The sequence below is a fragment of the Streptomyces sp. URMC 127 genome (assembly GCF_051386535.1).
Lineage (GTDB): Bacteria > Actinomycetota > Actinomycetes > Streptomycetales > Streptomycetaceae > Streptomyces.
The window spans coordinates 1-12,202 of sequence record NZ_JBPQTW010000210.1 but is presented as its reverse complement, the minus strand read 5'-3'; the positions used below and the strand labels follow the sequence as shown (position 1 = coordinate 12,202).

9 protein-coding genes and 1 pseudogene are annotated in these 12,202 nt (G+C 73.0%); 3 read left to right on the top strand and 7 right to left on the bottom strand.

The window, feature by feature from the left end; genetic code table 11:
- Nucleotides 1-117 precede the first annotated feature (117 nt).
- Entirely contained in the window at nucleotides 118-531 is a 414-nt protein-coding gene (locus ACSNOH_RS28760; protein WP_436724361.1) for a cobalamin B12-binding domain-containing protein, read from the bottom strand.
- A gap of 365 nt (nucleotides 532-896) precedes the next feature.
- On the opposite strand from ACSNOH_RS28760, the gene ACSNOH_RS28755 reads away from it, so the two are divergent.
- A complete protein-coding gene (locus ACSNOH_RS28755) occupies nucleotides 897-1,787 on the top strand; it encodes an esterase/lipase family protein (protein WP_436724360.1) in 891 nt (296 codons plus the stop codon).
- Between the two features lie 169 nt (nucleotides 1,788-1,956).
- Nucleotides 1,957-3,630, top strand: coding sequence for a peptidoglycan DD-metalloendopeptidase family protein (locus ACSNOH_RS28750; protein WP_436724359.1), 1,674 nt, complete (start codon nucleotides 1,957-1,959; stop codon nucleotides 3,628-3,630).
- 45 nt (nucleotides 3,631-3,675) lie between these two features.
- Here the strand turns inward: ACSNOH_RS28750 and pcrA are convergent, their stop codons facing one another.
- Nucleotides 3,676-6,162, bottom strand: a complete 2,487-nt coding sequence (pcrA, locus tag ACSNOH_RS28745; protein ID WP_436724358.1) for a DNA helicase PcrA — start codon at nucleotides 6,160-6,162, stop codon at nucleotides 3,676-3,678.
- Nucleotides 6,163-6,351: 189 nt separating this feature from the next.
- Nucleotides 6,352-6,705 (bottom strand): hypothetical protein, encoded by a 354-nt coding sequence (locus ACSNOH_RS28740; protein WP_436724357.1) that lies wholly within the window; start codon nucleotides 6,703-6,705, stop codon nucleotides 6,352-6,354.
- A 309-nt stretch (nucleotides 6,706-7,014) separates the two neighbouring features.
- On the opposite strand from ACSNOH_RS28740, the gene ACSNOH_RS28735 reads away from it, so the two are divergent.
- Entirely contained in the window at nucleotides 7,015-8,100 is a 1,086-nt protein-coding gene (locus ACSNOH_RS28735; protein ID WP_436724362.1) for an NlpC/P60 family protein, read from the top strand.
- 22 nt (nucleotides 8,101-8,122) lie between these two features.
- On the opposite strand, the gene ACSNOH_RS28730 is transcribed toward ACSNOH_RS28735, so the two are convergent.
- From ACSNOH_RS28730 to ACSNOH_RS28715, 4 genes and pseudogenes are all read right to left on the bottom strand, one after another.
- The gene (locus tag ACSNOH_RS28730) at nucleotides 8,123-9,238 is read right to left on the bottom strand and encodes an alpha/beta hydrolase (RefSeq protein WP_436724356.1); all 1,116 of its coding nucleotides are present in this window, start codon (nucleotides 9,236-9,238) and stop codon (nucleotides 8,123-8,125) included.
- A 193-nt stretch (nucleotides 9,239-9,431) separates the two neighbouring features.
- Entirely contained in the window at nucleotides 9,432-10,115 is a 684-nt protein-coding gene (locus ACSNOH_RS28725) for a LuxR C-terminal-related transcriptional regulator (RefSeq protein WP_436724355.1), read from the bottom strand.
- Nucleotides 10,112-11,392, bottom strand: coding sequence for a PspC domain-containing protein (locus tag ACSNOH_RS28720; protein WP_436724354.1), 1,281 nt, complete (start codon nucleotides 11,390-11,392; stop codon nucleotides 10,112-10,114). Before ACSNOH_RS28720 ends, ACSNOH_RS28725 begins: the two co-directional genes overlap by 4 nt.
- Before the next feature lie 103 nt (nucleotides 11,393-11,495).
- Nucleotides 11,496-12,202: pseudogene (locus ACSNOH_RS28715) on the bottom strand (serine/threonine protein kinase); the annotation flags it as partial.

Genomic DNA, 12,202 nt, shown 5'->3' with positions numbered 1-12,202 from the left:
GGGGCGCGGGGGGCGCAGGGGGCGCCTACTGGGAGGAGGCGTTCCAGCGACTGGTGGGCACGCTGCGGCTGCGAGCGACGATGCTGGCGGAACTGGAAGCCTGACGCGCCCACCGGGTCAGGCCTCCGAAACCTCCCGCACGTTCGCCCGTACCCACTCCACGATCGAGGCCGTGGTGGCCCCCGGCGTGAAGATCGCGGCGACGCCCTGCTCCTTCAGCGGCGCGATGTCCGCCTCGGGGATGATGCCGCCGCCGAAGACCTTGATGTCCTCCGCGTCGCGCTCGCGCAGCAGCTCCAGGACCTTGGCGAAGAGCGTGTTGTGGGCGCCGGAGAGGATGGACAGGCCGATCGCGTCGGCGTCCTCCTGGATCGCGGTGTCCACGATCTGCTCGGGCGTCTGGTGGAGGCCGGTGTAGATGACCTCCATGCCGGCGTCGCGCAGCGCCCGCGCGATGACCTTGGCGCCGCGGTCATGGCCGTCCAGCCCCGGCTTGGCCACGACGACGCGGATCGGACCGGTCACTCCCATCACTGCCTCCATGTACGACCGCCGGTAACCGGCGCCCAGGGATGTGAACGAACGTTATCTCCAGCATCCCGCACCCGGCCGTTTCGCGGTGCGGAGCGAGGGGGAAATCACACGTGGGACAACACGTCGCTACGCACCGTCCACGCATCGTCCACGTGCTTCCGCGTCTTACGGGTCGCCCAGCCACCCGCGTCGCCGGGGCGGCGGGTCTTCGGGCGGTCGCGAGGGGAGCCGCGGTGAGGCCGCCGCACCACTGTGCCGACAGCCGCACGGCACAGCGGTGCGGCCGGCCGCGCGCAGCTGCCCGTGGGGCGCACACGGGGGACGACCGCCGCGCTTCCCGGGTGCCTGTCGGGAGGTCGGCCATGAGGACCAGGACCCTGCCGTTCATCACCATCCTCGCCGCGATGCTGCGCCCGTCGACCGCGCTCGTGCGGTCCTCGGTGCTGGAGCTGGCGATCCTCACCGGTCATCTCCTGCTGTATCCGACCGGTGTGGTGCAGGAGCGCCCGCCGCCGCGGCGGGCGCTGCCCGTACTCCCGGCCACGGACGCCGCATCCGACACGCCCGACACGCCCGGCATGCCCGCACTGCACGAATCCGTCGAAACAGCACAAGCAGGTCATCTGCCTGTTCTGTTGCTGCACGGATTCATCGACAACCGTTCGGTCTTCGTCCTGCTGCGCAGGTCCCTGCGCCGGCACGGCTGGAAGCAGGTCGAATCCCTCAACTACTCGCCCCTGACCTGCGACATCCGTACCGCGGCCCAGTTGCTGGGCCGGCATGTGGAGGCCATCTGCGCCCGCACCGGGCAGCAGCGGGTCGACGTGGTGGGGCACAGCCTCGGCGGCCTCATCGCGCGGTACTACGTCCAGCGGATGGGCGGGGACGTGCGCGTGCGGGTCCTGGTCACGCTCGGCACCCCGCACGGGGGCACGCGCGCGGCCTCCCTGCTGGCCGCGCACCCGCTGGTGCGCCAGATGCGCCCGGGATCGGACGTCGTCACCGAACTCGCGGGCCCCGCACCGGATTGCGCAACGCAATTCATCAGTTTCTGGAGCGACCTGGACCAATTGATGGTGCCCGTGGAATGCGCGCGCATCGATCATCCGGATCTGAGCGTGCGCAATGTGCGGGTGACGGGCGTGGGACACCTGGCACTGCCCGTGCACTGGGAGGTCGCGGCGGGCATACGACAGGCCCTGACCACGGAAGAGACGCCTGAGGATGCTTCCGGGGCGGCCTCCGTCGCCTGAAAACCGAACGCGGATCGAACGTCAAATCGGTTTCCGCGGGTTCAGTCCGCCAAAAGGCGGCCAAATGCCCGGTCCTCCGCCGCCCGAAACGTGACGAAGATTGTCGCCGTACCGTACCGCCGGGTACAGTCGCCGCTAATTCTCCTCCCTCGGCGAAAGAGACGTGGTGGTGAACGACCGTCACCCGGCGGCGGGCCCCGGCCCGTCCGTCCCCGCTCAGGACGGCTCCTACGGGCACTACGCGTCGTACGGTCAGCAGAGCGCACCGCACACCTACACCGGGTACGACGGCTATGACAGCGGCCAGTGGGACACCACGGGCTGGGGCGGCCAGGCGGGCGACGCCTGGGGGAGCAGCACCACCAGCCAGTGGGACGCCGGCGGCCAGACCCAGACCTGGGACTTCAGCGCCTACGCCACCGTGGACTCCGGGCAGGCCGACGCCACCGGCCAGTGGGACACCTCCGGCGCCATCGCCACTCCCCCCACGGGCCAGTGGGACACGAGCGCCATGACGCCGAGCGCCTGGGGCGCGAGCGGTGCCTACGACACCTCCGGGCACTGGGAGATGACCGGCCAGGCCTCCGCCGACCCGTCAGCTGCGCACGCGCAGGGGCAGTCCTGGGACACCAGCGGCACCGGGCAGTTCTCCTCCTGGGACACCGGCGCCGGGCAGGCCGCCGCACCGGTGCAGTGGGACACCTCCGGGCAGTGGGACACCTCGGGTGCCCAGGGCCAGTGGGACACGGGTGCCGGGCAGACCCAGATCTGGGACACCAGCGCCTACACCGCCATGGACGCCGGCCAGGGCTCCGAGGCCGGTGAGCCGCAGCACGCCCCGACCCTCATGGCCGACCTCTCCGGCCTCCAGGCGATGGAGGCCGCAAGGGAAGCGGCGGACGGGGCGGGCACAGCGGACCCGCAGGCCCCCGAGGCGGGCCTCTCCCCCGCCGGCGCCGTCGCGAACGCCGAGACGCAGGCCATGCTGTTCGTCCCCCCGGCCCGCGACGGCGACGCCCCGGGCCCGGACGACGACGCCCCCGGAGAGGCCCGCGCCCACGGCGGCGAGCCCCGCGGCCGCGACGCCCACTCCAGACCCGGCCGCCGCAAGGGCGCCGCGCCCCGCACCGGCTACCGCCCCCGCCGCAAGGCCCTGCTGACCATCGCCGTGCCCTCGGCCGCCGTCATAGGAGTCGCCGGGATCGCCGCCGCGACCGTCTCCGGCGGCCAGAGCGACAGCAAGCCGCAGGCCGCCTCCGCCCCGGACAACGCCCCCGCCCCGGCCATGGCCAACAGCAAGCTGGACACCCAGCTCGCGAGCCTCAGCCACGGCGCCGACGACTTCGCGACCCGGGCCAACCGCACGCAGGAGCGCATCGACCTCAAGGCGCGCCAGGAAGCGGAGAAGAAACGTAAAGCGGAGGAAGCGGCCCGCAAGGAGGCCGAGCGGCCGAAGTACTCCCTCCCCGTCGCGCAGCACGGCCTCAGCGCGATGTACGGCCAGGCCGGCGTCAACTGGATGTCCGTGCACACCGGCATCGACTTCCCCGTGGCCTACGGCACGCCGGTCATGGCCGCCACGGACGGCACGGTCCGCACGCAGTACAACGTGGCCTACGGGAACATGGCCATAGTGACCTCGCCCGACGGCGTGGAGACCTGGTACTGCCACCTGAGCAGCACCAAGCTGCGCTCCGGCCAGGTCAAGGCCGGCGACGTCATCGCCTACTCCGGGAACTCCGGCAACTCCACCGGCCCGCACCTGCACTTCGAGGTACGGCCCGGCGGCTCGGCCGTCGACCCCCTGCCGTGGCTCCGCGCGCACGGCTTCGACCCGACGTAGTCCGGCGCGGCCCGGCGCAGCAGGCCCCGCCCGCCGCCGGGCGGGCTACAGTTTCTCGACCGGCGCGTAGCGCAGGAGCAGCCGCTTCGGCTTCTCCTCGCCGAAGTCGACCGTGGCCTCGGCGTTGTCACCGCTGCCCTTGACGGCGACGACGGTGCCGAGCCCGAACGAGTCGTGCGTGACGCGGTCGCCCACGGCCAGGGCCACCACGGGCCGGTCCTTGGCCCGGCGCGTGGCGAAGCCGGACGGGCCGGCCTTGCGCGACGTGAAGCCCGAGGTGATCCCCGAGCCCAGGCCACCGCCCGGGCTTCCCGAGCCGATCGAGCTCATCGACGCCGACGGCTTCGACGGCCCGGTGCGCCGCCACTGCACGTACTGGTCCGGGATCTCCTCCAGGAAGCGCGACGGAGGGTTGTACGCGGGCTGGCCCCAGGCGCTGCGCATGCTCGCGCGCGTCAGGTACAGCCGCTCGCGGGCGCGGGTGATGCCCACGTAGGCGAGGCGCCGCTCCTCCTCCAGCTCCTTGGTCTGGCCGAGGGCGCGCATGTGCGGGAAGACGCCGTCCTCCATGCCGGTGAGGAAGACGACGGGGAACTCCAGGCCCTTCGCCGTGTGCAGGGTCATCAGCGTGATGACGCCGGTGCCCTCCGCGTCCTCGTCGGGGATCTGGTCGGAGTCGGCGACGAGGGCGACCTTCTCCAGGAACTCGGCCAGCGTGCCGGGGTTCTCGGCGCCCTCCTCGGAGGCGCGCTCCTGCTCGAACTCCAGGGCCACGGCCGCGAGCTCCTGCAGGTTCTCCACGCGGGTCTCGTCCTGGGGGTCGGTGGAGGCCTGCAGCTCGGCGAGGTAGCCGGTGCGCTCCAGGACCGCTTCGAGGACCGTGGCGGGGCCGGCGCCGGACTCGACGATCGTGCGGAGCTCCTCCATCAGCACGTTGAAGCGCTTGACGGCGTTCGCCGAGCGGGCGGCCATGCCGTAGGCCTCGTCGACGCGGCGCAGCGCCTGCGAGAAGCTGATCTTCTCGCGGAGGGACAGGGCGTCGATCATGGCCTCGGCGCGCTCGCCGATGCCGCGCTTGGGCACGTTGAGGATGCGGCGCAGCGGGACGGTGTCCTCGGGGTTGGCGAGGACGCGCAGGTAGGCCAGGACGTCGCGGACCTCCTTGCGCTCGTAGAAGCGCACGCCGCCGACGACCTTGTAGGGCAGGCCGACGCGGATGAGGATCTCTTCGAAGACGCGGGACTGGGCGTTGGTGCGGTAGAAGACGGCCACGTCGCCGGCCTTGGCGTCGCCGGCGTCCGTGAGGCGGTCGATCTCGTCGGCGACGAACTGGGCCTCGTCGTGCTCGGTGTCGGCGACGTAGCCGGTGATCGCGGGGCCGGCGCCGGCCTCGGTCCACAGGTTCTTCGGGCGGCGGCTCTCGTTGCGCTCGATGACGGCGTTGGCGGCGTTGAGGATCGTCTGCGTGGAGCGGTAGTTCTGCTCCAGGAGGATCGTCGTCGCGTCGGGGTAGTCCTCCTCGAACTGGAGGATGTTGCGGATCGTGGCGCCGCGGAAGGCGTAGATCGACTGGTCGGCGTCGCCGACGACGCACAGCTCGGCCGGGCCCTCCTCGGGCGTGATGCCGTCGCCCGCGGTGCCGACGAGCTCGCGCACGAGGGTGTACTGCGCGTGGTTGGTGTCCTGGTACTCGTCGACCAGGACGTGCCGGAAGCGGCGGCGGTAGTGCTCGGCCACGTCCGGGAAGGCCTGAAGGAGGTGGACCGTGGTCATGATGATGTCGTCGAAGTCGAGGGCGTTGGCCTCGCGCAGCCGCGACTGGTACATCGCGTACGCCTCGGCGAGCGTCTTCTCGAAGCCGTCGGCCGCCTGCGCCGCGAAGGCCTCCTCGTCGATGAGCTCGTTCTTGAGGTTGGAGATCTTCGCGCTGAAGGACTTCGGCGGGAACTTCTTCGGGTCGAGGTCGAGGTCCCGGCAGACGAGCGCCATGAGCCGCTTGGAGTCGGCCGCGTCGTAGATCGAGAAGGAGGAGGTGAAGCCGAGCTTCTTGCTCTCGCGGCGCAGGATCCGCACGCAGGCGCTGTGGAAGGTCATCACCCACATGGCGTTGGCGCGGGGGCCGACGAGCTGCTCGACGCGCTCCTTCATCTCGCCCGCGGCCTTGTTGGTGAAGGTGATCGCGAGGATCTGGCCGGGGTGGACGTGCCGGGCGCCCAGCAGGTGGGCGATGCGGTGGGTGAGCACGCGCGTCTTGCCGGAGCCGGCGCCGGCGACGATGAGCAGCGGGGAGCCCGTGTGCACCACGGCGGCGCGCTGCTGGTCGTTCATGCCCTCCAGCAGCGCGGCGGGGTCCACGACGGGGCGGTGGGCGCCGTCGCGGTAGTAGGCCTCGCGGGGGACGGGCACGTCGAAGGCGCCCTGGAAGAGGTCGTGCGGCACCGGCTCCGGGGCCGCGTCCTCCGGGGGCGGGGGGTGCTCCTCGTCCGCGGGGCCGAGGTCCGCCAGGAAGCTGTCGTCAAAGAGGCTGCTCATCGCCTCCCGAGTCTAGGCCGCCCCACTGACACGCGGCCCCGCATTCCCGGCGACAGTGGCCGGTCCCACAGCGGGGCCGGCGGACTGCCGCCGGTCAGGCGGCCGGCCGGCCGGTGATCAGCCGGCCGGGCGCCCCGCCGGTGCCGGGCGGCCGGCCGGGTCCGCGGGCCGGGTACGCGGGCCCGCGTGTCAGACCCACATCACGGCGATGAAGATGTTGGCGGCGGTCAGCGCGCCGACGGTGCCGAAGACCGGGGCCGGGACCTTGTCGTCGTCGCGCTTGACGTAGACGAGGCCGAGGATCACGACGAGCAGCGCCAGCTTGGTGCCGAGCTTGACCATGTTGAGGGTGTCGTCCTGGGCCTGGTGGAGGCCCACCAGCGCCACGCCGGTGACCAGCATGGTCAGCGCGCCGTGCAGCATGGCGGGCACCATGCGCGCCTCGCCCTTGCCCATGGCCTTCATCTGGGTCATGAAGCCGCCGAGCAGCGCGCCGATGCCGACGATGTGCAGGCCGACGACGGCGTGAATGAGTACGTCCATGGGGCCGAACCCTAGCCGGGGCCATATCACCCACCGGCAGCCAGGTGGGGCGCAATCGCCACTTCGGTCAGGCGCGGCCTCCATCCCTGCGCCGGGGCGGAGGCGACATGATCACCACCCAGCGCCGCCCGATCGATTTCATCCACTACCGGTCATCCGCGTTCTGGAGCGTGACCTTGCGGAATAGCGTCCTGGCGCAGACGGCGGCGGCCCGCACGCTCCCCCCTCGTGGCGGGCCGCCGCCGGGCACCGTCCGGCGGCGGCCACCCGGCCCCGCGGGCGGGGCAGGAACAGCAGGTCTGGAAGGAAGTGACGGCCGGCGTGGCAGCAGCGCACCGCAAGCCCAGGCAGCACCCGCTCACCAGCAGCACCGTACGGACCGCGGCCGGTCTCGCCCTCGCGGGCGCCGCCACCGCCACGGTCGCGGGCGGCACCGCACAGGCCGCCCCGCCGCCCTCCACGACGCAGCTCAGGGCCCAGGTCGACCGGTACTACCGGGAGGCCGAGGAGGCCACCGAGCGCTACAACGGCGCCAAGGAGAAGGCCGGCGCGGCCGAGGCGGAGCTGGAGGGACTGCGGGACCGGGCCGCCCGCGGCACCGAGCGCCTCAACGCCGCCCGCAACGCCCTGGGCTCCTATGCCACCGCCCAGTACCGCGAGGGCGGCATGCCGGCGAGCGTGCAGCTGATCCTTTCCTCCTCCCCCGGCCAGTACCTGGAGCGGGCCTCGCTGGCCGACCGGGCGGGCAGCAGGCAGGTGGTCGCCGTCCGGCGCTACGAGCGCGAGGCGCGGGAAGTGCGGCGGATCCGTACGGCCGCGGAGGCGCACCTCGCGGAGCTCAAGCAGCACCAGGCCGACCTGGCCCGCCAGAAGCACGCCGTCGAGGGCAAGCTCGCCCAGGCCCGGCGCGTGCTGGCGGAGCTGCCGGAGGAGGAGCGGGCCGCCGTGGAGCGCGGGGACGCCGCGGGCGCGGTGCGCGGCGCCGTCCGGGCCGCCCGCTCGGAGCCGCGGGACGGCGAGCCCTGGGGCGGCGCGCAGGCCCCCACGGAGCGGGCCGCACGGGCGGTGGCGTTCGCGTACTCCGCGCTCGGCAAGCCCTACGTGTGGGGAGCCACCGGCCCCGCGGCCTTCGACTGCTCCGGCCTCACCCAGGCCGCCTGGCAGGCGGCCGGCGTCTCGCTGCCGCGCACCACGTACACCCAGATCAACACGGGCCGGCGGGTCTCCAGGGGCGCGCTCGCCCCGGGTGACCTGGTGTTCTTCTACTCCGGCATCAGCCACGTCGGCCTGTACGTCGGCGGCGGGAAGATGATCCACGCCCCGCACCCCGGTGCGCCGGTGCGGATCGCGCCCATCGACGAGATGCCGTTCGCGGGGGCGGCCCGCCCGGTGTGACGGCGCCCCTCCCGGCGCGGGGCTACGGCTTGATCTGGTGCGACAGCCAGCGGAAGACGTCGGGGACCTGCCGCTTCCACACGGCCGTGCCGTGGCCGCCCGCGCCCGCGGGGACCTTCACCACGTGCACGGTCGTCGGCGGCTTGGCCGCCTGCTGGAGCGCCATGCCGCCCTGGTAGCCGTCGCCCTCCGCGCCGGAGACGAACAGCGCCACGTGCGGCGGCGTCTTGGCGCGCTGGAGCATCTTCAGCGGGTTGTTCTCGTCGCGCAGCCCGGGCGTCTTCGCGGTCAGCGAGGAGGGCTCGCCGATGGGGTCGTTGTAGCCGGACAGGCTCACGCCGGCGCGGTAGCGGTCGGGGTGGGCGACGGCCAGCTTGGCGGCACAGTGCGCGCCCGCCGAGTAGCCCGCGACGGCCCAGCCGTTGGGCTTCTCCTGCGCGCGGAAGGTGTCCGTGACCATCTTGCGGACGTCCACGCTCAGCCAGGTGTCGGCGTTGACCTTGCCGGGGATGTTGGCGCAGCCGGTGTCGGTGTCGCCGAGGAGCGTGGTGCGGGGCGCGACGATGATGAAGGGCTCGACCTCGCCCTTCTCCATCATCGGCTTGAGCTGGGTGCCCGCCTCCAGCGTGCCGAACCAGGCCTTCGCCGAGCCGGGGAAGCCCGGGAGGACCTCGACGACGGGGAACTTCCGGTCCTTGTACGCGGGGTCGTCGTACTGCGGCGGCAGCCAGACGTACACCTCGCCCTCGACACCCGATATCAGGCCCTTGAACCGGGTCTCCTGCACGCCGGGGCCCATGCGCTTGTCGGAGGCGGGCGTGAACTTCTGCGGGCGCCTGGGCTCCTCGTCGACCTTCTTGCCGCCGGTGCCGTCGGGGCCGAGGTCGGCCGCGGTGCGGACGTGGTCGCCGGTGCCGAGGAGGTCGTCCCAGTTGTCGAAGAGGCCGTTGGCGTTGTTGACCATCACGAACACCATGGCGATGGCGGTGACCTGGGCGAACAGCAGCATGAGCAGCCGCGCCGCCTGCCGCAGCAGCTTCGGGCCGCCGATCCTGCCCCACAGGGCGAGGGGCAGGACGAGGGCGATGACGACCAGCGCGACCGTGGTGAGGAGGAAGGGCGTCCCCGTCAGGCTCATCGGGCTCTCGTTTCGGATCTCGGGCCCCGCGCGGGGCCGGGGCCCTGCGTGAGTGAGAGCCTCTCGTCCGTTCAAGAGGGCCGGTGGGCCGCGGAGGTTCATCGCCCTCCCCCGCCTGGCGCACACTTATCCGAATTCGGGCCCGGCCGCCGGGGACATTCCGGAAGCCGGGGCCCGGACCGGGCCGGGCCGGTCAGACCAGGCGGCGCGCGGTCGCCCAGCGGGTGAGCTCGTGGCGGTTGGAGAGCTGGAGCTTGCGCAGCACCGCCGAGACGTGCGACTCGACGGTCTTCACCGAGATGAAGAGCTGCTTGGCGATCTCCTTGTACGCGTAGCCGCGGGCGATCAGGCGCAGCACCTCGCGCTCGCGCTGGGTGAGCCGGTCGAGGTCCTCGTCGACGGGCGGGGCGTCGGTGGAGGCGAAGGCGTCGAGGACGAAGCCGGCCAGCCGCGGTGAGAAGACCGCGTCGCCGTCCTTGACCCGGAAGATCGCGTCGACCAGGTCGGTGCCGGTGATGGTCTTGGTGACATAGCCGCGGGCGCCGCCGCGGATGACGCCGATGACATCCTCGGCGGCGTCGGAGACGGACAGCGCGAGGAAGCGCACCGGACGCTCGGCGTCGGCCATCAGGGAGGCGCTGCGGCGCAGCACCTCGACCCCGCCGCCGCCGGGCAGGTGGACGTCGAGGAGGACGACCTCGGGCCGGGTGGCCGTGATGACGGTGACCGCCTGGTCGACGTCGGCGGCCTCGCCGACGACCTCGACGCCCGTCCGGTCGGTGGCCCCGATCTCGGCCTGCACGCCCGTGCGGAACATGCGGTGGTCGTCCACCAGCACGACCCGTGCGTGGCGCTGCACCGTCTCTTCGGTCGTCATGACGCGTTCTCCGCCCTCTCCATTTCCAGCTCCACTTCGGTTCCCCCACCGGGCACGGACCGCAGCCGGGCCGTGCCGCCGTTGCGCTGCATCCGGCCGATGATGGATTCGCGGACGCCCATGCGGTCGCCCGGCACGGCGTCCAGGTCGAAGCCGGGGCCGCGGTCGCGCACGGAGAGGAAGACCGTACGCCCCTCGACCTCGGCGTACACCTGGACGGCGCCGCCTTCGCCACCGTACTTGGCGGCGTTGACCATGGCCTCACGGGCGGCCTGCATCTGCGCGGCGAGGCGCTCGTCGAGCGGGCAGTCGCCGACGACGACCACCTCTATGGGCACGCCGTGGTAGTCCTCGACCTCGGCGGCGGTGGCCTTGACGGCCTCGGCCAGGGTGTCGGGCTGCTCGGCCTCGTCCTTCCCGCGGCCCTCCGGGCGGTAGAGCCAGGCGCGCAGCTCGCGCTCCTGGGCGCGGGCCAGGCGGGCCACCTCGCGGGGGTCCTCGGCATTGCGCTGGATGAGGGTGAGGGTGTGCAGGACGGAGTCGTGGACGTGGGCGGCGACCTCGGCGCGCTCCTGGGCGCGGATGCGCATCGTGCGCTCGGCGGAGAGGTCCTGGGTCATGCGGACGACGGAGGGACCGGCCAGCAGCGCTATGCCGACCAGCACGGCCAGGGAGGCCTGCAGGACCGCGCCGAGGTGCTCGGCGGAGCCCTGGAGGACGACGATGCCCGTCACACCGGCGGCGGCGAGGGCGACGCCGGCCGCGCCGCGCGCGAGCGGCAGGACCCGCTTGCTGCGGCCGACCTCCATCCAGTGCGCCCGGCGGGCGTTGTCGGCCTGGCGCCAGACGAGGGCGACGCCGGCGCCGACCAGCAGCAGCGGCCAGATGTAGGCGTTGGCCCGGCCGAGGTGGAGGTTGTCCACGAAGATCGCGGCGCCGATGACGAGGGCGGCGAGCGCGGCGACCTGCCCGCGGTCCGGCTTGCGGGCGAGGAGGCGCCGGCGGCCGTCGGGGGCGGTCTCCGCGAGCAGCGGGCGCGGCGCCTCGACGCCGCCCACGCCGAGCGGCACCACGAACCAGAACACCGCGTACAGCACGGCGCCCATGCCCTGGGCCAGCAGCAGCGCGACGAAGACCAGGCGCACCCAGGACACCGGCAGGCCCAGGTGACCGGCGAGCCCGCGCGCGACGCCGCCGAACATACGGCCCTCGGCGCTGCGGTAGAGCTTGCGCAGCGGCGGGGCGTCGGCGTGCTGCGGACGGGGCGGGGCGGTCATGCACTGATCGTCACATGTCGGCGGGGGCCGGGGCATCAGGGTTCGCCCCTGACGGGACCCCTAGTGGGCGGGGCCGGACCGGGAGGGCGAGGGGAGTGAGGGGTCAGCGGACGTCGGAGCGGAAGCCTTCCCTGACGGCGTCGAAGACCGGGCCGTACTTGTGCCAGTCGGCCTTGGGCGCGGACAGGTAGATCGCGTACTCCTTCTCGCCCGGCCGCCCGAACCCGAGGTCGGCGGCCCGGTACTCGCGCGCCCGGCCCTGCCACGAGAACTCCCAGACCGCCGCGGGCATCCCGCGGTACTCCGTGCTCTGCATGCGCAGCTGGTGGTAGCCGGGCAGTTTGCCCTCCCTGACGGACTTCGCCTCGTCGTCCTTCCAGCGCTGGAGCGGGTCGCTGCTCGCGAGGTCGAGGACGGAGACCCGCAGGCCCACCAGGCCGCTCGGGTCGACGTAGAGGATCTCGTCGCTGTCCTTGAGCTTGCCGCGCTTCCAGCCGTCGGGCACCGGGAAGGCGATCCCGGCCTCCTTCTCCGTCACCAGGTGGTAGCCGGGCGGCGGGGGCTTCGGGGTCGCGCTCGGGCTCGCCTTCCCGCTCGGGCGGGCGGAGGCGTCCTGGCTGGGTGCGGCCTGGGGAGAGGGATCGTCCTCGTCGGCCCCGCCGTGGCTCAGGAAGAACGCCCCGGCCGCGAGGCCCGCGACGGTGACGAGGGCGAGGGCGCTCCACAGGACGGGGCGGCGGTTGCGGCCGGTGGCTGCGGGGGCGGCGGGTGCCGCGGCCTTCGCCGGCGCCGTCGGCGCGGTGGAGGTCG